At 43.8% G+C, this 21,188-nt stretch carries 19 protein-coding genes; 7 read left to right on the top strand and 12 right to left on the bottom strand.

Annotated elements, in window-relative coordinates; translation table 11 throughout:
* Positions 1-34: 34 nt before the first annotated feature.
* Positions 35-2,131 (bottom strand): methyl-accepting chemotaxis protein, encoded by a 2,097-nt coding sequence (locus tag HGH47_RS04790; RefSeq protein WP_212565846.1) that lies wholly within the window; start codon positions 2,129-2,131, stop codon positions 35-37.
* A 159-nt stretch (positions 2,132-2,290) separates the two neighbouring features.
* Between HGH47_RS04790 and HGH47_RS04785 the strand changes: the two genes are divergently transcribed.
* Positions 2,291-3,427, top strand: a complete 1,137-nt coding sequence (locus HGH47_RS04785) for a YibE/F family protein (RefSeq protein WP_212565847.1) — start codon at positions 2,291-2,293, stop codon at positions 3,425-3,427.
* A gap of 93 nt (positions 3,428-3,520) precedes the next feature.
* Positions 3,521-5,431: a bifunctional metallophosphatase/5'-nucleotidase gene (locus tag HGH47_RS04780; protein WP_212565848.1), complete on the top strand. Its 1,911-nt coding sequence runs from the start codon at positions 3,521-3,523 to the stop codon at positions 5,429-5,431.
* 69 nt (positions 5,432-5,500) lie between these two features.
* Here the strand turns inward: HGH47_RS04780 and HGH47_RS04775 are convergent, their stop codons facing one another.
* The 7 genes from HGH47_RS04775 to vapB all read right to left on the bottom strand — a co-directional run bounded on the left by HGH47_RS04775 (position 5,501) and on the right by vapB (position 10,217).
* Entirely contained in the window at positions 5,501-5,758 is a 258-nt protein-coding gene (locus tag HGH47_RS04775) for a SemiSWEET family transporter (RefSeq protein ID WP_212565849.1), read from the bottom strand.
* 84 nt (positions 5,759-5,842) lie between these two features.
* Positions 5,843-7,282 carry a potassium/proton antiporter gene (locus HGH47_RS04770; protein ID WP_212565850.1) on the bottom strand — a complete coding sequence of 480 codons (1,440 nt, stop codon included), beginning with the start codon at positions 7,280-7,282 and terminating at the stop codon, positions 5,843-5,845.
* 428 nt (positions 7,283-7,710) lie between these two features.
* Positions 7,711-8,085, bottom strand: a complete 375-nt coding sequence (locus tag HGH47_RS04765) for a type II toxin-antitoxin system VapC family toxin (RefSeq protein WP_212565851.1) — start codon at positions 8,083-8,085, stop codon at positions 7,711-7,713.
* Entirely contained in the window at positions 8,072-8,281 is a 210-nt protein-coding gene (locus tag HGH47_RS04760; RefSeq protein ID WP_212565852.1) for a hypothetical protein, read from the bottom strand. Before HGH47_RS04760 ends, HGH47_RS04765 begins: the two co-directional genes overlap by 14 nt.
* Before the next feature lie 54 nt (positions 8,282-8,335).
* The gene (locus HGH47_RS04755) at positions 8,336-8,458 is read right to left on the bottom strand and encodes a hypothetical protein (protein WP_269140250.1); all 123 of its coding nucleotides are present in this window, start codon (positions 8,456-8,458) and stop codon (positions 8,336-8,338) included.
* Between the two features lie 1,124 nt (positions 8,459-9,582).
* Entirely contained in the window at positions 9,583-9,987 is a 405-nt protein-coding gene (vapC, locus tag HGH47_RS04750; RefSeq protein WP_212565853.1) for a type II toxin-antitoxin system tRNA(fMet)-specific endonuclease VapC, read from the bottom strand.
* Positions 9,987-10,217, bottom strand: coding sequence for a type II toxin-antitoxin system antitoxin VapB (gene vapB / locus HGH47_RS04745; protein WP_212565854.1), 231 nt, complete (start codon positions 10,215-10,217; stop codon positions 9,987-9,989). Before vapB ends, vapC begins: the two co-directional genes overlap by 1 nt.
* Positions 10,218-10,564: 347 nt before the next feature.
* Here vapB and HGH47_RS04740 point away from each other — a divergent pair, with 347 nt between their 5' ends.
* From HGH47_RS04740 to HGH47_RS04725, 4 genes are all read left to right on the top strand, one after another.
* Complete coding sequence (locus HGH47_RS04740; RefSeq protein ID WP_432910710.1) at positions 10,565-11,884, top strand: OmpA family protein; 1,320 nt, start codon at positions 10,565-10,567, stop codon at positions 11,882-11,884.
* Positions 11,885-11,955: 71 nt separating this feature from the next.
* Complete coding sequence (locus HGH47_RS04735) at positions 11,956-12,882, top strand: tetratricopeptide repeat protein (RefSeq protein ID WP_212565856.1); 927 nt, start codon at positions 11,956-11,958, stop codon at positions 12,880-12,882.
* 15 nt (positions 12,883-12,897) lie between these two features.
* Positions 12,898-13,545, top strand: a complete 648-nt coding sequence (locus HGH47_RS04730; RefSeq protein ID WP_212565857.1) for a helix-turn-helix transcriptional regulator — start codon at positions 12,898-12,900, stop codon at positions 13,543-13,545.
* A gap of 61 nt (positions 13,546-13,606) precedes the next feature.
* A complete protein-coding gene (locus HGH47_RS04725) occupies positions 13,607-14,314 on the top strand; it encodes an ATP-binding protein (protein WP_212566510.1) in 708 nt (235 codons plus the stop codon).
* 59 nt (positions 14,315-14,373) lie between these two features.
* Here HGH47_RS04725 and HGH47_RS04720 read toward each other — a convergent pair whose 3' ends face one another.
* From HGH47_RS04720 to HGH47_RS04710, 3 genes are read right to left on the bottom strand one after another with little or no spacing between them, the layout of a single operon-like run.
* Complete coding sequence (locus tag HGH47_RS04720) at positions 14,374-15,069, bottom strand: DNA alkylation repair protein (protein ID WP_414162754.1); 696 nt, start codon at positions 15,067-15,069, stop codon at positions 14,374-14,376.
* Between the two features lie 22 nt (positions 15,070-15,091).
* Positions 15,092-16,267 (bottom strand): TraB/GumN family protein, encoded by a 1,176-nt coding sequence (locus HGH47_RS04715; protein WP_212565859.1) that lies wholly within the window; start codon positions 16,265-16,267, stop codon positions 15,092-15,094.
* A gap of 9 nt (positions 16,268-16,276) precedes the next feature.
* Positions 16,277-17,743 (bottom strand): tetratricopeptide repeat protein, encoded by a 1,467-nt coding sequence (locus HGH47_RS04710; RefSeq protein ID WP_212565860.1) that lies wholly within the window; start codon positions 17,741-17,743, stop codon positions 16,277-16,279.
* Positions 17,744-17,970: 227 nt separating this feature from the next.
* Here HGH47_RS04710 and HGH47_RS04705 point away from each other — a divergent pair, with 227 nt between their 5' ends.
* Positions 17,971-19,983 carry a hypothetical protein gene (locus HGH47_RS04705; RefSeq protein WP_432910705.1) on the top strand — a complete coding sequence of 671 codons (2,013 nt, stop codon included), beginning with the start codon at positions 17,971-17,973 and terminating at the stop codon, positions 19,981-19,983.
* 43 nt (positions 19,984-20,026) lie between these two features.
* Here HGH47_RS04705 and HGH47_RS04700 read toward each other — a convergent pair whose 3' ends face one another.
* Positions 20,027-21,184 (bottom strand): hypothetical protein, encoded by a 1,158-nt coding sequence (locus HGH47_RS04700; RefSeq protein ID WP_432910702.1) that lies wholly within the window; start codon positions 21,182-21,184, stop codon positions 20,027-20,029.
* Positions 21,185-21,188 lie beyond the last annotated feature (4 nt).

Here is a 21,188-nt window from a genome sequence, read left to right as displayed (position 1 = left end):
TTATCAGTGTTTCCTTAGATTCTTAGGATAACCCCTAATGAGTTTTAAACTTATTCACTTCTTCTACTAGATTATCGATACTCTGTTTGTTTTTTTGCGTAATCTCGTTTACTTCCTGCATGGTATTGTTAATCTGCATCGCGCCCGCCGCCATTTCGTTCATGCTGTCAGTTATGATGCGGGTAAGATTATCAAGCTTTCGCATTTCCTGAGCGACCCCTTCACCGCCTTTCAGCATTTCTTCGGAGCCGGCTTGTACTTCCGCTGTTACCGTGTTGATGTTTTTAATAGCGGTTAAAACTTCTTTGCTGCCATGCTCCTGTTCCTTCATCGATTCCGTTAGGCTGGCGCTCATTTCTTTAACTTGCTGAGCAAGGTTGAATATTGCATTGAACTTATCTTCTACCGTCTTTGATGAAGCGGAAAGCGTTTCTATTTCCGCTGAGAGCATTTTTAAGGTTGCGGTAATTGTCTTTCCTTGTGTTGCGGAATCTTCAGCAAGCTTGCGAATTTCATCGGCGACGACAGCAAAGCCTTTTCCAGCCTCTCCTGCATGCGCTGCTTCGATAGCAGCATTCATTGCGAGTAAGTTGGTTTGCGATGCAATGTGCTGAATAACGCTCGAAGCTTCTATCAGTGAACCTGATTCTTCCGCAATCTTCTGAGTTACGGTATTTGATGTTACAAGTGTTGCTTTGCCGTCGCCTGTCGCTGTTGTAAGGTCTTTAATAGCGTTGTCGGTTTTAGCAAGCGTCTGTGTGATGGAGGCAATATTTGCGACCATTTCTTCGATAGAGGACGAAGACTGAGCAACACTCGCTGCCTGCATTTCAATACCTGTATTCAATTGTTTGATAGTGCGAACAATTTCTTCAACGGTTGCAGCGGTTTCAGTAACGCTTGCTGCTTGAGTCATTGCCTGTTGTTTTACGCTGTCGATATTCGTACTGATTTGATGCACCGCGCTCGCCGTTTCGGTCATATTGGTAGAGAGCTCGTTTCCGATTTCTTCCATTTCATTGCAATTTACGCCTATCGATTTGATCGCGTTTCTTATTTTTGCAATCGTCTCATTAAAATATTCGGATAAGTCTGTTACCTCATCATTCCCCGTTACAGGAAGGTTTATGGTTAAATCACCTTCTCCCTGTGCGATGTTTTTTAAAGCCGAAACCGTTCGTTTAACCGGTTTTATCATTCCTCGGGCTACTAAATAGACAATGATAACAGATCCTGCAAAAATACCAAATCCGATTAAAATCAGACTGAGCCGGAGTGTATTGACGGTTTCCATAAATTCGTGTACGGGCGCACATACAATAGTAGTCCATGCGGCTGATTTCAGTTTCGTATAAGCTGCAATTTTAGGAACCCCTTCGTACTCATAATAGCCGATGCCGGGTTGCGAAGAAGCGATAGCATTCCGTTCAAATCTTCCGCAAGAATCTAATTCCATATTGCTCTGTCCTTCCTGACTGGGATTGAGCATACTTGTTACTGCATCAATATCCTGATCGGCAATCGTTGCTCCCGTCGGCCCTATGATGTAGCAATTGCCGCTTTTGCCGATGGTAATATCTTTGATATTATCTCTGAACCATAGACCGGAAATATCGGCTGATAAAACACCCGTGATGCGTTGCTCCTCATCATAAAGCGGAATCGAAAACGTACTGATCAACTTTTGAGTTGTTTTTGAAATCAGTAAGTCGGAAACAAAATGTTCCCCTTTCATTGAAGCTTTAAACCATGCCCTGTCGCTTACATTTACCGTGCCGCTTTTTGCATAACAAATACCTGCGGTATCGCTGATGTTGAGTTCTTCTATTATATCGTTGCTCATTGTATTTTTCTGCAGTTGTTCTATTTTTTCTTGATAGGAAGCGGTTGAATCATACAGTATTGGGATATGAGATAACCCTTCTAAAAATTGAAAAAAAGCACTGATTTTTGCGTCGATAATTTCCGCTTCATCCAAAGCTTTATCGACAAGCTGCACTTCCAATTTTTCAATTACGGCTTTCCGTGCAAAGCCGATTGCCAGTGCACCTTCCGTCAGCGAGGCAGCTGCAATTAAAAGCCCGAAAATGATAATCAACTTATTGCTGATTGAAAAACGTTTTTTTACCATGCTCTGTATCCTGCTTTAAATAATTTTGAGTTGAGCGGTATGTATATCATATTTTATATCTTTTGAAAATAGGGAGAAAACTATAGGGAGAAAACTATTGACATAGAGAAAAAATGTTGACGGGTGGGGGAATCTCGCGATATAATTCTACCATAGAGTATGCAAGAAAAAGTATTTGCAGGGACAGTGCTGGTGATTACAGCGCTTCTCTGTTTCGGTATGCCGAAAATTTCAAATAAACTCAAGCCGGAATCTCCGTTTATCCAAGAGTTTGCTGAGGGGATTGTGATGGAGATTTTGGAAGAAGACCTTTCTCCCGATCCTGTCGTGCAAGGCAGATATCGCGGTACGCAAAAACTTCGCGTTAAAATTCTCGAAGGGAAATATAAAAACCAAGTATTTGAAGTGTATAACACGCTGAGCAGCTTGCACAGCAATTTTGCCTATAGGGGCTTAAAGGCGGTGTTCACGCTGCGGGAGAGCGGCGGGAAAACGGCCGTGTGGCTCTATAACCTCAAACGCGACATCTATGTTTTTGTGCTGGTGGGGTTGTTCTTTGCTGCACTGATTCTCCTCGGTAGGGGACAGGGCTTAAAATCCGCACTTGGACTCATTTTTACCTGTGTGCTCATCGTTACCGTACTGATCCCCGCCCTGTTTGCAGGGTTCCCGCCCGTGCCGGTTTCTATCGGGCTTGTTTCCGTTATGACCATCGTCAGCTTTATTTTGATAGGCGGCTTTACGCGCAAAACCTATACGGCCATCGCAGGCACCGTCGCCGGCATTACCATTGCGGGCATTATCTCGGTAATCGTGTCCTTCGCGGCGCAGCTTTCCGGCGTTAATATGGAAGGCGGCGAGCAGCTACTCAACTTAGCGCCCGACTACAATCTCAAGCTGGATGGGCTATTGTTCACCTCAATTTTGATTGCCTCGCTCGGCGCCGTGATGGATGTCAGCATGTCGATTGCGTCTTCCATGCAGGAAATTTTAGCCGCCAATCCGCGCCTCACTAAAAAAGAGCTGTTTCAGTCTGGGCTGACGGTGGGTAAAGATATTACCGGCACGATGAGTAACACGCTCATTTTAGCCTTTGCCGGCTCGTCGCTGCCGCTGGTGATGATGATTTGGGGCTACGGCATGAGTTTTACGCAGTTTATCAATATACCGCGCATCGTCATAGAAATTATGCACGGCATTTCCGGCAGCATCGGCATTATCGCCGCGGTTCCGTGTACGGCGTTGGTTGCGCTTTTTATACTGCGGATACCGGCTGCAAATGAAATGAGAAAATAGGCGGATAATATCCGTTCTATAGATAAGAAGGAAGTTCCTGCAGCCCAATGTAGTTGTGGTGGACTTGCTTAAAAAATGTGAAGGAGTATGCACATGATCAAGAAAAGAATGCTCGGCTTTATAGCCGCACTGGTTTTTGTTTTTTCGCTGACAGCCTGCGTCGAAACAAATTCTGCATCACGAAGCACGGAACAGACCGCTGCACGTACCGCAAAGGCACGCGGAAAGCAATCTGATGAGGTAAAACTTACCCACAAGATTATCCAAAAGGGACAACCGGGCGCGGATGCCGTTACCCTTACCTTCGGCGTAACAGGCGACGTACACGGACGGCTCTATGCGTACGATTACGCAGTGTGCGAAGAAACACCGGCAGCAGGTTTTGTAAAAACTTACGTGCTTGCACAGGAACTTCGCACACAGAATCCCAACACCGTTTTAATCGACGTTGGCGACACGGTGCAAGATAACAGCGCCGACCTGTTTAACGACCTTGACACCCACCCGATGATTCAAGCGCTCAATTACATGAACTACGATATTTGGGTATTGGGTAACCACGAATTCAATTTTGAAAAAGAATTCCTTGCCCGTAATATCCGCCACTTTAACGGTTCGGTATTAAGCGCCAATATCAAAAACACCAAGGATGGCAGCAATTTTGTACTGCCCTATCAGCTGTTTGATATTGAAGGAGTCCGCGTGGCCGTTATCGGTATGGTGCCGCCCCATATCCCGATGTGGGAAGCTGCCGCCCCCTCTCACTTTAAGGGACTGGAGTTTGAAGACCCGATTGCCGTTGCGCGCGAAACCGTCGACTCCTTAAAAGGGCAATACGATGTCTTAATCGGCGCCTTCCACCTTGGACGTAACGGTGAATACGGCACCAACAGCGGCGTTATCGAAATGGCGAAGCAAATCCCTGAGTTCGATTTAATCTTCGGCGGGCATGAACACGCTCGGTATGCCACCCTTATAGACGGCCAGAACGGTGATAAAACATGGATCATTGAGCCGGGCTGCTACGGTTGGGCTTTGGCCGTTGGCGAAGTACAGGTTAAAAAGGATAACGGCGCATGGAAGGTTGTTTCCGTAAAAGCGGAAAACCGCGAAACTGCCAAAATCGCTGCCGATAAAGCGATGGAAAAAGAGTTTGAATTTGTGCATGACAAATCTGTTGCGGATGCAAACCTCATCGTCGGAAAGGTTACCGCTGATTTTATCCCGCGCGTAGACTACATTACCGGAAAAGACAAGGTTACCACCATGCCTACCATTCAGCTGGAAGATACCGCCCTTATCGACTTAATCAATGATGTGCAGCTGTATTACACGAAGGCTGATGTTGCTGCTGCGGCCGCCTTCCGCTTTGACATGAATTTAAAGAAAGGAGATTTTAAGAAAAAAGATGTCGCCTTTATCTATAAATATTCCAATACGCTGATGGGCGTTAATATGACCGGCGAGAACCTCTTAAAATACATGGAGTGGTCGGCATCATATTATAACACTGCAAAGGAAGGCGACGTAACGATTTCGTTCAACCCCAATGTTCGCGGTTACAACTACGATATGTTTGAAGGTATCGACTACGACATCGATATTTCAAAAGAGGCTGGGAATAGAATCGCAAACGCGAAGATAAAAGGGGAAGCCCTTGATCCTAAAAAGGTGTATAAGGTTGCTGTCAACAACTACCGCTTTGGTACGCTGCAAAGTTTGAAGCTTGCAACGCCTAAAGACGTGTATTACGATTCGTATGAAGTGATGCAGGACGCCGGACGCATACGTGATTTAATCGGCGCGTATGTAAAGGATGTTGATAAGGGAGTTATTACTCCCAAGGTTAGCTACAACTGGAAGCTCATCGGCTTTGATCCGAATGTTGCCGGACGGGATAAGATTTTTGATGAGATTAGGGCTGGAACTATTAAGATTCCGACCTCTTCAGACGGTAGAACCCCGAACATTAAATCCATCAATATTCATGAATTGAAGAAGTAGGAAAAGTATAATTTGCGGGTTTCTAATAAGTTCTGTATATCTATAGACTTATTAGAAACTCGCGGGCGCCTAAAGAGCGGTAATTGCTGCTATCAAACCGAAAATAACGCCCGGTGCATTTGCTGCTGCGAGCGGATAATCTCTTTTATCTTTCAGCAATGCGTATAAAACCCATATCGTACAGTTGACAGCTGCTGCCAAAGGTTGAAGAAAAACGGTTTTATTTCCGTGTAAGTTATCCATAATCTGAGGGATATAAGATATGTACATGGTAACCGACAATGCCGTTCCTATCCATCCAAGAATTTTCAATTTATTTTCGCTCATTGTGACTCCTCTTGTATTAGTCCGGAATTAATGGATTTACTATATCTGTTTTATCGGTATTGAGCAATATTCACGCCCTATATCTCACTCGCTCGGTTCGTTAAGCTTTTCCGTAATTTCCTTTATTTTTGCCGAATGAGCGAGTACATAGAGAATATCGCTTTTTTGAATGACGGTATCGCCTTTAGGAAAGATGATTTTACCATCCCGCACAATTGAACTGATAAGCGTATCTTTATCTAAATGGAGGTTACTGATTTTTTGACCGATACTGCCGGAATGATCTTCAATATAAATATCGAAGATATCGATGTCGCTTGCTTTAAGTGAATACAACTCAACCGAATACAGCGATTCCGGTTTTTTAGGATTGGTAAATTTAAGCAATCGAGCAAGGGGCGCAAGCGTCGTTCCCTGAATAATACAGGAAAGGAAAACGGCAAAAAAGATTGTATTAAAGATAAAGCCGTTTTCATCTAGCCCGTTTGAAAGCGGATAGGTTGCAAGAACAATCGGAACCGCGCCTTTAATGCCGCCCCACATTAAAAAGAATTTTTCCTTCCGGGTATATTGAAACGGGAACGTAGAAACCAACACGGCAAGCGGACGGGCGATAAACATCATAATACCGACAATGATGAGCGCTTCTTTCCAGATATGGACAAACTGATGCGGAAACGATAAAAGTCCCAGCATAATAAAGAGCGTGATATTAAAAATAGTGGAAACACTTTCGAGAAAATTTCCGACACTGCGCTTTGCAGGGAAGGCTGTGTTGCCGATCCAATAGCCCATAAAGAACACCGCGATAATCCCGTTTGCTTGGCAAAGCTCCGCTGCACCGTATCCAAGCAGTACGCATCCGAGCATCAAAACGTTATAATTCCCTCTATTATCCGACTGCAGCCGGTTAAACAACCAGACTGAAATTTGAAAAGCAAAATAACCGATAATAATGCCGCCGACAAACTGCCAAATAAGCTGTGCAACAGCCAGAGCTGGAGATTGAAAAGCCCCTGTCGCGATATGCACAAAGGTAAGGGTAAGCAAGATCGCCATCGGATCGTTCGCTGCGGATTCAACATTGAGCGTTGCGGCAAGGTTATCCTTAATCGGGTTCGACTTGGTAATCATAAAAACACCGGCCGCATCGGTAGAAGAAATAATGGAAGAAATTAGCATCGAATACGCTAAATCGAATTCAAGGACAAAGTGAATTAGAAAGCCGAGTGTCGCCGAAGTCAGTGCAACGCCGAGAATCGCAAGCGTCATCGATGGTCCTGCAACTTTGTGAAACGTCTCCTTTGTAATACAAAAACCACCGTCAAAAATAATAAAAATCAACAGGATATCTGCAATTTTTTTGGTTAAAAGCGCATTGTCAAAATAGAACAAATTTAAGACATCACTTCCGGCAAGGACACCGATAAGAATAAAACCGATAAGGAGCGGCAGTCCGAATTTATCACTGATTTTGGTTGACAGCATGGCCAAAATGATAAGAAAGGAAACAAACAGAATCATAGGAACCTCAAAGTTGTAGCTATGCCGATTGTACCGATTTTAGCAGTAAAATCAACAGAGCCAGACAGAGCAAATGTATCGGACGTTTGCCCGCTTGTTGGAAAAATGGGGCTGTCCAAAAACTGAAAGCCTATCGGTTTTTTCTGTAAGAAAATGATTTATCATATCCGCTAAAGCGTATTGTGTAACAGTTTTTGGATAGTTTCCTTAGATTTAGATGCGATGTTACGATAAAAACGGTACGTCCTTGTACCGTTTTTATCTTCAAGTTTTCTCATCGAAAACTTGTTATTGTTAAAACCACTGCCATCCATGGTAGATTTAAAAGTTATTACCGTATAAAGACTTAAATTCGCATAGATAGCGAAAAAGTAACCAACTTTTGAGACATCCCCAATGTCAGGTTGAAGAAGAGTGTTAGGTTTTATTTACATAACTGGAATAATTAATTCCAATTGTAATTCTTCTATCTGATTAAATCTTTTATCAGCGGTAATAAGTGGTAGATTATTTACAATTGCGGAAGCTGCAACAATCGCATCGGGAAGTTTTGTTTTATATTTTTTGCGAATTTCGATTGTTTTTTCTTTTACTTCGCCTGTAAGAGAAATTTCTTTACAATCAAGCAGGAGTGATTTTATATTACTTTCTTCTGTAGCTGTTATTCCAGATAAAGACAAGAGTTCCATTTCAGATATAACTGAAAATGCAAGTTTACTCTGTAAAAATGGGCTCATGCAAGAATTACCGTCTAGAAGATAAATTAACGCATTTGTATCAGCTACAAAGTCAGTTCCATTCATTTCTCATTTCCTTTTGAATTGAAAGACCATCTTTTTTTAAATTTACAGAACCAAAATATTTTGAGAGATTTGGAGTTTTTTCAGTTTTTACATTCTGATTATATCGATACAAAACAAACTGAATATAGTTTTCAATATCAACAAGACATTCTTGAGGAACTGTTTTTATTTGTTCAACCATTGTTTCATAAGACATAACGACATCCTTTCTGCAACTTACCAATAGTATAACATAAAAAGTCACGTTTTTCTATAAAAAATCCAGACAAGCTTGACTTTGCTGGATTTTTGTCGATATTTCCACGCCCAAAATTCCAAAAACAATCGCAGCTTGCTCTCCTCGATTTGCAAACGGCATGGAATTGATGGCCATAGAAATTCCCCATTTATCAATAATACATCGCCAATAGTACTCCTTTCATAAAATCCGCCAACGATTTTATATTTTTCTTGGTAAAAAATGTCGGAAGATTTACTTTACTAACAGCAAGTGGCGCTCTGCGCCATCCATCTAACGGGCGGCGGATAAGCTGCAAGAAGCGAGAAGGCCGTAAGGCTTTTGAGTTCCGCCGTCAGCTTAATTCGCGTGTTGGACGCCGCTGTGCGCCGGACGACAGGCGGATGTTAGATTCTTTTTTTATTATACATTACTTCCCTTTTTTATTTGAATTAAGTTGTTCGCCGCGATTTTCTTGGCTTTGGGCGTGCTGCGATTTGCACCAGCTGTTCCCTTATTGGGATTTTGCATATTTGATTGATTGCCAGCCGGTTTTACCGTGTTATTTTTGCTAATAGTATTTCTCTAAATGTCTTTAAAAACAACGCTGATTTCAATCTTATCGCTTCCAAGATCAGCTGCTTTTACATCGTAATACATCTTTACACCAGTTTCATATTCCTGTTTAACACCATTGATTACCAATTTTCTACAATTTTACCGTCAGGCAAAGTTGCTTCAAACCTTAAGGAATCGTTTTCTTTTATAGAGTTTCTACTTGTTACATCAGTATAAGGATGTGAATTGTTCCTGCATCGTAGGTTTATTTTCAGCCACTGAAATAGTGCGTTCGTCAAAAATGTACATCCTTGTACATTTTTGCCTGCGAGATTTGCGATAAGCAAATCTCGTTTCTGCATGGAACCACCGCCGTCCTGAGGCAGTAGTGAATGCCGAGTTTGCACAAAACCGCTTCAGGATGACGGGCGAATAAAACAGCAACGACGTTTCACAAAAATTATATTTTTGTGAAACTCGCAAGTCAATTTACGCCACGGATGGTGTGAATTGACGATGTCGCTTATTAACATATACGCGTTCAGCGCATCAATGCAGTAGTTTCCAAAGCTCACACTTTGTTCAACTGTTGCATTTTAAGGTGCTATTTGTGTGATGCAAGAATTCGTCGATCTATTCGAAAACGAAAGTTTCAGAGTAGGTCTATTACATTGCCCGTATAGGACTTTGCAATGTCAGATTTGAATTGGGGTAGGTTTTTATTATTCTTTTGTCCAGTCTTCGACTCTTAATCCGGGTATTCTGGAAAATTCTCTTGTATTATTTGTAACCACAGTCAGATTTCTTGCTAAACTTTGAGCAGCAATCTGTGTATCAAAAGGTCCAATCGGAATCCCTTTATTTTCAAGATAAGCTCTAATCATCCCGTATATTTCTGTATCTTCTGTCGTAAAATCTATTATGTTAGTAAAATCGGAACAAAAATTCAGAAGAGCACGGCGATTTTTTTCTCTAAATTGACTTTTTGAAACACCATACTCCAACTCAGCAATTGTAATAGAAGAAAGAAATAATTCTTCTTTTTTACAGTTAAATATCTTTTTCTTTAAATGTTGATTTTTATTCTTTATGAGAAAAATACAGATATTTGTATCGAGCAAATACATCAAAAACCTTCCCTTTCTTGCATTGCCGGTTGACTTCTTCCTTCTGCCATGAAATCATCAGAAAATTCGGAAAGACTTCTTTCAAGATTTTCCCAATTATTTTCTTTTGGTGTTAGGATTATTGATGAACCGATTTTCTTGATGAATAATTCAGAAACATCAATATGAAATTCTTTCGGTATCCTTACAGCCTGACTATTTCCACTTGTGAATACTTTTGTACAAACCATATCAGCGCCTCCGTATACATTATAGTATATACAGGAGTAAAATTATCGTCAACTTCTATTTGTCCCGGAAATCAATTTTTAGCTTTTTTAATCTTATTGTATGCAGGGTTAGCGATGGGAGCTGCACCGAAGGTGTTCCGAAACGAAGTGGAGGAATGGAGCGAAAGCGGAACAGCGGACGTAGCGACCCGAACGAAGTGAGGGGAACCCCATAATTTAACTTTATTAACATACCTCGGAATCTGCAACCGCGGCAGAGGCGGTAATTATCTTTTTTTATTTGACGATGATAATAAAGACAGCCGATAAGAGCCGGTGCAGTGAACGCTTTGTTAGAGGAGAAATGAGTGAAACGACCGATACTATCTATTGCCTGTGTATTGATTCCGGTTATTGCATTTACGAACGGGAGAATCAGCATTTCGGAGCGCGCCGACTATTCGGTTTACAAAAACGGCGCGTATGCGGGGCTTACCTATCGGGAAGCGTATATCTACCTTGATGAAAAAGCTGCCGTTTATAACGATGAGCCGGCCTATCGATATGAGGGGGAGGCCTTTGTGCTGGAAGAAACCCGCAAGAATATGGTTGGTATGGCAAAAAAACTTGATGAAATTAGACCGATTGCTTTTACACAGTCGGCTCATCCGGCAGTCGGAAACGCGAACCGGTCAGGACTACACCATTCCAGACTGGACTTTACACAAGACTCGGGTTATCCGCTGCTGCGGAACTTTCCGGCAAGCCCCGCACAACAGCTTGACCTGCAAGATATCGGAAAAAAATGGACAGCAGAAAGTGTGATCGTAGTGTGTCCACAGCAAGGAAAAAATGCTACGCGGATTCCGGTATTGGCTGAATATCAATACATCGGCAAAAAGAAATATAATGGAAAGGATACTCATTATGTAAAGGCGGTGTTTGCCGTGCGGTATCACGGTGAAGATCAGTTAGGCGATGCTGATATGCTCCGTTCGGAAGGAAGCAGGACGGCGGATATTTATCTGGATGAGCGGAGCCGCCCGCTCTTTATTCGAGAAAAAATCGATGAAACATTTTTTTACAAGGGTGACGAAACAATCCGGCAGCGCGGCTTTTTGCTGCATTTTTATAACTACGGACAGCATACCGTTTATAACGGCGGCTCCATACCGGTACCGGCATTACTTGGCGACAGTAAGAAACCTGCGAAACCTCCTGTCCGGCAATCTGAGAAAACGCTAAGCGAGACAACACCGCACGTACCGGCAAAACCGGAGAGCTCAAACAAGGAGCGCATAAAAGATAAGGGAGACGGTATTTTTAATGTGCAGGAAACGCCGCGCGGCATACTGCTGAATTTGAAGAATGTAAACTTTGTGGCAGATAAAGCGGAATTATTACACGGAGAAGATAAAAAACTCAATGAAATAGCCGCCATATTAAAAACGCTGACCTTTAAAAACCTTTTTGTTGAAGGCCATACCGCTGATGTCGGCGATAAGAGCACCCAACACGGACTCTCTCTCCGGCGTGCAAAAACAGTTGTCGATGAGCTGACCAAACGCGGCATCCCGGCCGGTGTATTCATCTATAGCGGCGCAGGAGGCACAAAGCCGATTGCGTCGAACAGAACCGAAGCGGAACGCGCACTAAACCGGCGTGTCGAAATCACCGTTATGGAATAAACTATCCCCACCCACTGACATACACAAAAAGATCTCTTTGCGATTTGTTAGTTTAATGATATAATCGCTTTATGTATAAATTATATCGATATGGATTACTATGTATCTGCTTTGCCTTTATGGTGAGCAGCTGTGTTTCTACTTCTTCGGCAAAACGCGATGGGGGAAAAGTTCAAAATTACGGCAAGGATGGTCGGGATATTCTGCTTATCTTTACCGGTTCCGATTGGTCACAAGAAGCGGAAGAGTTTTCAAAAAATATCCTTACCGAATCATGCAAAACGGAATTAGCGGAGGACTATGCCGCCCGTTTTATCGACTTGTTACACAATCCTACTGAAAGTGAACGAAAGACGGCGCAAAAGAATTATCTATTGTTTTCGGAATATGCAGTGCCTGAAGTTCCTTTTGTCGTACTACAAACAGCCGAACGAGATATGTATGCCGCTGCCGTTATAGAAGCTGATATAAAAACAGAAGCTCAGTTGATAGAAAAAATCAAAGCGCTGACTGCACAGCGGACAAGCGTCGTTGAAGCGCGAAAGCGTATCAATACGGCAAAAGGAGCGGAAAAAGCCCGTGCGATCGATGAGTTTTTAAATACGGTCGGCAATGCGGAGGCGCATCGCTATGATTCTTTACGCATGCAAGTCCCCGCACTGGATCCTCATAATAAATCGGGACTCAAAGGAAAGTACGTATTGATGAGCGCCGACATACGGGCAAAGAGCTTTGCGCAGCAGGGGAATTATCTTAAAGCAGGTGATGAGTACAAAGCCGCTGCAGAAACAGGCGATCTTTCTCCCGCCGAATTGCAACTTGCATGGTATTTAACCGCTTATTCCTATTTGATGACAGGAAGCGCCGATACGGAAACTGTCGTTGGATACCTGCAAAAAGCGATTCAAGCCGATCCACAAAACACCGCGGTGCAGCAGCTCAATCAGGCAATACATAAGTTGCAAAACGATATTCAGTTAAAAAACAATGAAAGATAAAAGGAATTACACGGTATGATGTCCAAACACACCCTTACGCTGCTACAACAAATTGCACATGGTATTGCGATTCACTTCGGTAATAATTGCGAAGTTCTTGTACATGATCTGACGGCTGACTATACTAACAGCTCCATCGTTATCATAGAAAACGGCAATGTTACCATGCGAAAGCTAGGCGACGGCCCGTCTCATGTAGTGCTTGAGGCGCTGCATAGCGATCATAAAACGTTGGAAGATAAACTGAGCTATCTGACCAAAACAAAGGACGGGCGCATTCTTAAATCAAGTAGTATGTTTATCAGAGGCGAAGATAATGCAATCGAGGCGGTGCTCTCGATCAATCTTGATATTACGCCGATGCAGATGGCAGAAAATGTGTTACAGCAGCTTATTTCACCCGTCAGCACTAAAAATGAACCTGAAAATATTCCTCAAAATGTCAACGATTTGTTGGACGAACTTATCGAACAGTCCGTCCGTATTGTGGGTAAGCCTGTTGCGTTAATGAATAAAGAAGACAAAATCGCGGCTATTAAGTTTTTAAATAACTCCGGTGCTTTTTTAATTACAAAATCCGGCGATAAGATTTCAACCCACTTCGGCATTTCCAAGTACACGCTCTACAGTTATATAGATGCCGGTGCAAACGGGCATCAATGATTTCAAGCCGCACTTTATACCGGCAGCGGTAATAGGCTGCTTGCACATACGGCTCTTCACTATGGCAAACCCCAAGCTGTTTAGAACCATCGATAAGGCTGTTTCCGAATATAACATGATAGAAGCTGGAGACAGGATTTTGATTGCCGCTTCCGGTGGAAAGGATTCGACCGCCCTTACGGAATATTTTGCAGCGCGGCTGCAGCGCCGCCATCCGATTTTTGAAGCCGCCGCGCTCCATATTGCTACGGATATCGGCTCCGAGTTTGCCCCTGAATTGGCGGCGCGCTTTAAAAGCTGGGGCATTGATTTAACCGTTAAAACCATTTCGGTACTAGAGCGGCTTAAAACCGGCAAAAAGATGAACTGCTGGTGGTGCTCCAGCCAGCGCCGGTTGGAACTGAGCAAATATGCGCAGGAACACGGCTTTAATAAAATTGCGCTCGGGCACCACTTGGACGACATCCTTGAAACGGCGCTGATGAATGCGCTCACCAAAGGAGAGCTTGCGGCAATGCCTCCGGTACTGAGGTTCGATAAATTCCCGTTGACATTTATCCGCCCGCTCTGCCTTGCCGACATTCCGATGATTATCCGTCATGCTGAAATGCAGGGGTATATTTCTTCCACCTGTACCTGTAGCTATCAGGATAATTCAGGCAGAAAAATCGCCCGTTCCCGATTGGATAAGCTAACGGGCGGCAACTATGAGTTAAAGCGTAAGCTCTTCGATGCGTTACGGAATATCAATGTGGCGTACCTACCCTAGCAACATTTGCGATATATTGTTATTGTTCACTTATCGACGGGCGTGTATAGCAGGCTCTTTTACACTTTCAGCGTTCGCAGGTAGTCCTTTATTTCCGGAGAAATCCGGCGGCTCTCTATCGCTTTTTGAATGGTTTTGTTGTGGGTAAAGGGGGCAAGCCTTTGCTTTTTGATATATGGGAGCGCTGCATCGTACTGTTTAATCAGCGCAAAGCTGAAATACCACGCAATCATCATATTGATGTAATACTCGTCCGATTTTACAGAGGCAACGAGTTCAAGCATTTCCGGTTTAAACCGGTCATCAAGATAATTCGACAACAAGAGATTGATGGCGTACCGGACGGTATAAGTGCGGGGCGACCGTATCCAGAGCAAAATTTTTTGATATACCTCATCTGGATATTTTTTAAAGAGCGGCGGTACAAAGGTATCGCAGGTTGCCCAGTTGTCGATAAACGGTAAAAACCGTTCCGTTTCGGTTATGGCGGTATCAAAGTCTTTGATATTTTCGATGAGGAATGCGTGGAGATTGTTTTCTTCAAAATACCGGTGCGGAAGGGTTTGCATAAAAGTAGCAGACTGCTTCGGTTCTGTTTTAAACAGGTCTTTCGCAAATTTTCGTAAAAGAGGCGTTCGGATCCCAATCATAAGTTTCGGGTCTACGGTAGGGATGAGCTTTGCATTAAAATCCCGATATGATATATCTTGCATCGCTAAAAGCTTACTTTGAATTGATTCCATCATTCTCTCCATGACAATCGCGCCGGACACTTCCTTATAATAAGCCGCTTACCAGTGCAGGCACTGCGATAAAGTTTCCGATTGCTCCGCCGAGGCTGGATAAAAAGAAGATCAACAGAATGTGCGCAATTTTATTTTTGTACCAACCCTTAATGCTCGTTACGTCGGTAGTCAGATTTTCCATATCGGCAACTTGAGGCTTGCGAACCCATGCTTGAACAATGCCGGTGAATAAGCCGACGCCGATAAACGGATTAAGGGTTGCAAGCGGGGCGCCCAAAAAGCCGGTTATGATGCTCAACGGATGACCAAGCGCAAGCAGTGTGCCGAATGCGGCAAGGCTTCCGTTCCAGAGTAGCCAGCGCATCAGCAACGCGCTTGACGCTGCAACACCGCCTTTCATGAAACCCGCTGCAATAAGCAGCACAATCAGCGCCGGTAATATCCAGCCCGAAATTTTTGCAAAACCACTCTTCGGCGGTACGTCCGCAATATCGGATACATCGTTCGGCGCTGTCCCGTTTTGGAGTTTTTCGATGTAGGCGGCGGTACCTTCAAGGTGTCCCGCTCCTAAAACCGCAACGGTTTTCTTTCCTGCCGCATTCCATATTTTTGTCGCTAAATAACGGTCACGCTCGTCGATGAGGGCTTCTTTTACCTGCGGCAAGTATTCCGCCATTTCCGCCATCATGCTGTCCATCTCGCTTTTGTCTTTCAGCGCTTCAATCTCGTCCGCGCTGAGTTTTTCGGTAGAAAAGGCGCTGCTGAGCAGCGTTGCCAAAAGCTTCGATTTTCCCCACAGATTGTTCTTTGCCCATGCCCGTTTGAGCGTGATGTGAATCGGCCTGTCTACAAGTTCGGTTTTAATCGAAAGTTCTTTCGCGGCGGTAATGGCGGCCTTCATTTCATCCCCCGGCTTAACCCCGACATCGGCGCCGATCCGTTTCTGAAAAGCGGCAAGCACGAGATTAGCAAGCAGCAAAAAGCCTTTTCCGCTTTTAAGCACCTCGATAATATCGAGCTCTTGCCAGCGCTTTTCGTCGGTAAGCGCTTTGTACCGTTGTTCATCCAATTCGACGCAAACACAATCGGGCTGTTCGTCGTGGATACACTGTTCAACATCATCGATGCTTTCTTTTGAAATATGCGCCGTTCCAAGCAAGATGATTTCTTTATCATTTAAGGTAATACGTTTCAACGTTTGATTCATGAGCTTGTCCTATTTTTTTGCCGTAGTATCCGTATTCGCAGTAAGCTCGCTTACCGCAAGCCGGTATTCAAAAAAGCTCGGAGTCTGGGTTGTTTTGATTTCGAGCAGAACTTTTTCGGCAAGATGTCCTTTACCTGCCAGCCGATAGAATTCAGCCAGATAAAAAAACTTGCGTAAGCGTTCCGTTTCATCTTTTTCTTTTGTGATGCGGTTATTGACATCACTATCACCGGCGAAGTCGATAAAGAGGCGGCATAGATAGTAATCGGTTTCGTGTTTTGTGCGGTCTATCGTTTTAAGATATTTTGACATAAAATCTTTCGCTTCTTTTTTCTTACCCATTTTATAGCTGCATACCGTTGCGGATAGTGCATAATAGACATTTGTGGGAGCATAACGCAGGGCATTTACAAAGGCGCGGCGGGAATCCTCCCAATCTTTTTTTTCAAACAGCAAAATCCCGAGTCCTTCATACGCAAAGTAATATTGAGGATAGAGTTCGGTTACTTTTTTGTAATGCTTTATCGCATCTTCCTTATTACCGAGGTCATCGTTTAATCCCGCAAGGTAAATATGGACAAAATATGAATCGGGAATAAGTTCGATGGCGCGGTTAAATGCAGCAAGTGATTCTTCTCTTCTTCCTATTTGTAGATTATAAGAGCCGAGGTCTGTCCAATGCGAAGCGGTATCGGGTTCCAATTCAGTTGCTTTTTGTATATCCGCAATCGCTTCAGCCATGCGATTTGTTTCCGATTTTATCCGTGCTAATTCGGCAATTGCAAGGCTGTTCTTCGGCTGATACTTCAAGACTGTAAGGTAGCATTGCTCCGCCTCCGTCATCTTGTTATCCAAATAATACACCTTACCGCACCAAATAAGTGCTTCAATATCATTCGGGTGTTTTTGCAAAATTTTGTTGAATGTTTTCCCTGCTTCTTTATAGTTTCCTTGGTCGTAAAAATCGATGCCTTCTTCCAGTAATGCCTGTACATTATCTGGCTCAAGCTTTAATATCTTTTTTAAATACGTTTTTCGCATTTTTTTATCTTTTTTTGCTTGAGCAATCATTGTCATTGAATACAGAACATTGAGGTCGTTGGGATATTGTTTTTCCAGAGCTTTTGCCGTTGTCTCCGCATCCTTTATACGTCCGGTTGAAATGAGTACGGCAACCTTTAAATTCCGTATTGAAAGGGAATCTCTGTCCTCTTCGGGCAATGTGTCAAAGAGTGCGATGGCTTCTTCCCATTTTTGCTCGCTTAGTAATGCACTAAGCTGCTGTCCGAATATAACACGCGGTGGGATTTCTTCAGTAGCTTTCGTCGTATTGTCGGTTGCCGCGGTCTTTTCGGATACTTTCCGGTTAGACTGTGTATGAGGTTTTGCACTCTGTGCGCTTAAGCAGGAAAGCATACCGATTATAAGGCAAATACATACGGTTTTTTTTGAAATACTTCCATACAAATTTTTCATGAAGACTCCTACGGAACGGTGATTAACTAAAACTAAAGAAACTGCTCAAAGACTTTCGCTTTTGCATAACCCCGCTAGTCTACCCAAGTTTTTCAATCTGGTCTAGCGGTTATGTTAAACAGTTGTACATCCGTGTACACTTTTAATGATGCGACAACGCAGATGTATCGTATATTTGCAAAGGGGAGGATTGCAATTATTATCCCCTTTTATTAGACTAACAACCTATGAAGCATATTGTCGGCAGAGTAGTTGCGTATACCGTCCTTTATTGTAGTGTTATTTTCGGTATTTTTGTTCTTCAGTTTACCAAAGGGCAAACTTTTTCTTTAAGTTTAGGCTCTATGCTCGTTACAGGCAGACAGGAGCGTACCGAAGCGGGCGAGACGCTTCCTCTTTTACCTCTGCATGTTGTCTCGAATGGGCTTGATTTATATATTAGCGAGCAAAATCCTGCTTATGCCGTAGATGTAGCGGACACGCTCTCTCCTATGCGTATACTATCGTACCAATTTTATGAAACGGAAGCTCGTTTTTCGGTACACTGCTCTGATGATGTGGTTATTTCTTTTTTTTCCGAAAAGCGGGGTGAAGTTGATAGCCTCTTGATTGAAGCCATGCTTCCCGAAGGAATAAAAAGAGTATTGCTTCCGTGGAAAATTACTCAAAATGCCGGTATCGAGCGTGCCGACGATAAGATTTTTGTGCGTTCCGGTAAAAAACAATATACGTTTACCGGCAGCTTTGGATTTGACACGGATGGGGAAAATACGGCGGCGCAGTTAGAAGGACCTCATCTGGTACTCGAAAAGACACAGCCGATTGCCTCTTACAAAACCTATTTGCCGCTTGAAGAGCTCGATATCACGACTATCCCATCGATGGTGCAGGCTTCTGCGGAATCGTATACGGCGGCGCTGAACACTTTTGCCTCGGCAGTCATCCGCGCGGGTACGCAGGCGCTTTCATCTAAACAGATAACGGAGAAAACCTTAACAGCATATATTGCCGAAATGGGACAGCGCAGCAAATTTGCCGGAGCGATGGAAGCTGCTCCTGCTCAAACGCTGTCGCGGAACCTTCGAACATATCTTTCAAATCCTTTTTACGATAATATACAGGAAACCCATGTAGGTTTGGCAGCTGACGACACAAAAAAAAGAGAGTTATATGCTGCCCTTATCACGGATAATTCGCTTGAAATTTTTGAACAAGACAGCTTAATACCGTTTTTAACCGATCGCGGCAGTAAACGCAGCATAGAAGGTTTATTCCGACTGATAGGAAAGCTGGATGCTGCGCAGCTTGACGCACGGCAGGCGGCAGGGTTGTTGGCAGTATGGCTCGACTGTACGCATTACTACCCTGAACAAAAGGCATTGTTTGAAGATTTACTGCCGTTGTGTGAGAAAAAAATTACCGAATCCCTCTTGCTGATTAATGAAGGTTTATATCTAAGCAATAACAGCACCTATATCGACAGTGCAGCCTCTTTAACTTCTGCACAAATATTGATGCGGTACGGAGCAGTTCAATCTTCGGTATGGCAGTCCGTTGCCCGGATGCTGATAACCTCTTTGCTGAGATACTCGAGCGAATCGGCTGGGTTGCCCGTAGGGTTTACCGTAACCGGCAGCAAATCGACACAGCTTGTAATTACTGCCGATGACAGCAGTATGCTGGATGCCGGTACTCTCTATCCTTTGCTAAAACCGGATAACAGTTGGTATCCTCATGCTCAGTCGCTCGCGTTGCAGGCGGAAGCCGGTATTTGGGCGTGGACTTGTGCGCAGAACATCGAGGTTTTGGAAAACACTTCAAAAACCTTGGTATTGCGAATTCGCTTTCCGGAAGGACAATCTCACTATCTTACCTTGCACGGTATTAGATCGTTCTATCGAATTGAGATGTATGGTATTCCGTTTAGGAGCGATGCCCGTTTTGAAATGTATAACTCCTCCGGCTATGCCTATAATGCAGGAAGTAAGATTTTATACTTAAAGATGAGACATAAGAGCGAATACGAAACAATACGCCTCTCGCTCGGTTCGGCTCCGCAGGAGCCTGCTTCCGTGCGGACTGCCCCGTCTGCTTCCGGTTCAAATACAAATGCCGGAGCCGCTCCTTCTACGGTTCCTACAGCCTCCGATCAAGCGTCCTCTAACCAAGCGGCGGGCACAACCGGGACTGTTTCGGTTCCACAACCGGAAAATCCCGCTCAACCGGAAGATGCAGAGTAAACCTGTTCCGAGACTTCCGTTTCGGAACAGGCTGCCTTATGCCTTATTCCGTCCACGTATATGAAGCAACAGCGCTAAAGTCGCTCGTCGGGTCGGTATCGTTATATCCGTCGGCGCTTTTTACCCAGAAATAATACGTCGTACCGGAAACGAGATGGTTGTGCTTTGCATACACTCGCGTAGAGTTGGTTAACACAAATCTATCAAGCACTGTTGCAGCCGATATATCATCCGCCGTTCCCCAGTATACATGATACCAAGCGCTTTTAGTGGAATCCCATGTAAGTTTTATTCCCGAATATTCTCCGGTACCATCTTTTGCAGCGGTAAGATTTGCCGGTACCGGTAAATCTTGGTGAACAAAATCATAACTTACGACAGCGCTAAAATCGCTCGTCGGGTCGGTATCGTTGTATCCGTCGGCGCTTTTCACCCAGAAATAGTAGGTAGCGGAAGCCGAAAAAGTCTTAGAATAACGTGTTGAAAAAACACTCTTACTTAATAATTTTGCAGATGCCGTATCATTGGTTGTCCCATAATAAACCCAGTAGCGTTCTGCTCCGGTCGTAGTCCAGCTCACCGTAACCGTATTGAGTTCTGTCGTAGAAAGCGCTACTTGTACATTAGTCGGTACTTGAAGAGCTTTATAGGTAAACGATAATGAGGCAACATTACTGAAGCTACTCAAACTGCTTGATGGTGAATAGTCGTCGGCGGCCCTTACCCAAAAATAGTAGGTACCTGTCTCCGATAATGTGGCGGAATACTTTGATAAAAATGTATAATCAGTCAAAACTTTTGCTGTAGATGAATCGTTACTTGTGTTGTAATACACCCAGTAAGTTTTTGCGCCGGTATCTGTCCACGAAATAGTTATGCCATTAACCGTGTTACTGTCAAGTTCAACCTTTACATCCGTCGGCGCATACGCCCCGTTTGCAGTAGGTGTCGGTGTCGGCGTCGGAGTAGGTGTAGGTGTAGGTGTTGGTGTAGGCGTCGGTGTTGGCGTAGGTGTTGGCGTAGGTGTCGGCGTTGGTGTTGGTGTTGGCGTAGGCGTAGGTGTCGGTGTTGGCGTAGGTGTCGGCGTTGGTGTTGGTGTTGGTGTCGGCTTCGAATTATCAACAGATCCTTTGCACCCAATCGCGAGGCAGAGTAATAAAATAGCGCTTATAACGGAGATATATTTTTTTATAACTTTCATTATC

The sequence above is a fragment of the Treponema sp. OMZ 805 genome, from assembly GCF_050937395.1.
Taxonomy (GTDB): Bacteria; Spirochaetota; Spirochaetia; order Treponematales; family Treponemataceae; genus Treponema.
This window is presented reverse-complemented; position numbering and strand designations above follow the sequence as displayed.

What these genes read in the sequence shown, in the direction of transcription:
- HGH47_RS04790 (WP_212565846.1), bottom strand. Translation starts at nt 2,131, where the DNA reads ATGGTAAAAAAACGTTTTTCAATCAGCAATAAGTTGATTATCATTTTC.
- HGH47_RS04785 (WP_212565847.1), top strand. Translation starts at nt 2,291, where the DNA reads ATGCAAGAAAAAGTATTTGCAGGGACAGTGCTGGTGATTACAGCGCTT.
- HGH47_RS04780 (WP_212565848.1), top strand. Translation starts at nt 3,521, where the DNA reads ATGATCAAGAAAAGAATGCTCGGCTTTATAGCCGCACTGGTTTTTGTT.
- HGH47_RS04775 (WP_212565849.1), bottom strand. Translation starts at nt 5,758, where the DNA reads ATGAGCGAAAATAAATTGAAAATTCTTGGATGGATAGGAACGGCATTG.
- HGH47_RS04770 (WP_212565850.1), bottom strand. Translation starts at nt 7,282, where the DNA reads ATGATTCTGTTTGTTTCCTTTCTTATCATTTTGGCCATGCTGTCAACC.
- HGH47_RS04765 (WP_212565851.1), bottom strand. Translation starts at nt 8,085, where the DNA reads ATGAATGGAACTGACTTTGTAGCTGATACAAATGCGTTAATTTATCTT.
- HGH47_RS04760 (WP_212565852.1), bottom strand. Translation starts at nt 8,281, where the DNA reads ATGTCTTATGAAACAATGGTTGAACAAATAAAAACAGTTCCTCAAGAA.
- HGH47_RS04755 (WP_269140250.1), bottom strand. Translation starts at nt 8,458, where the DNA reads ATGGCCATCAATTCCATGCCGTTTGCAAATCGAGGAGAGCAAGCTGCG.
- vapC (WP_212565853.1), bottom strand. Translation starts at nt 9,987, where the DNA reads ATGTATTTGCTCGATACAAATATCTGTATTTTTCTCATAAAGAATAAA.
- vapB (WP_212565854.1), bottom strand. Translation starts at nt 10,217, where the DNA reads ATGGTTTGTACAAAAGTATTCACAAGTGGAAATAGTCAGGCTGTAAGG.
- HGH47_RS04735 (WP_212565856.1), top strand. Translation starts at nt 11,956, where the DNA reads ATGTATAAATTATATCGATATGGATTACTATGTATCTGCTTTGCCTTT.
- HGH47_RS04730 (WP_212565857.1), top strand. Translation starts at nt 12,898, where the DNA reads ATGATGTCCAAACACACCCTTACGCTGCTACAACAAATTGCACATGGT.
- HGH47_RS04725 (WP_212566510.1), top strand. Translation starts at nt 13,607, where the DNA reads ATGGCAAACCCCAAGCTGTTTAGAACCATCGATAAGGCTGTTTCCGAA.
- HGH47_RS04720 (WP_414162754.1), bottom strand. Translation starts at nt 15,069, where the DNA reads ATGGAGAGAATGATGGAATCAATTCAAAGTAAGCTTTTAGCGATGCAA.
- HGH47_RS04715 (WP_212565859.1), bottom strand. Translation starts at nt 16,267, where the DNA reads ATGAATCAAACGTTGAAACGTATTACCTTAAATGATAAAGAAATCATC.
- HGH47_RS04710 (WP_212565860.1), bottom strand. Translation starts at nt 17,743, where the DNA reads ATGAAAAATTTGTATGGAAGTATTTCAAAAAAAACCGTATGTATTTGC.
- HGH47_RS04705 (WP_432910705.1), top strand. Translation starts at nt 17,971, where the DNA reads ATGAAGCATATTGTCGGCAGAGTAGTTGCGTATACCGTCCTTTATTGT.
- HGH47_RS04700 (WP_432910702.1), bottom strand. Translation starts at nt 21,184, where the DNA reads ATGAAAGTTATAAAAAAATATATCTCCGTTATAAGCGCTATTTTATTA.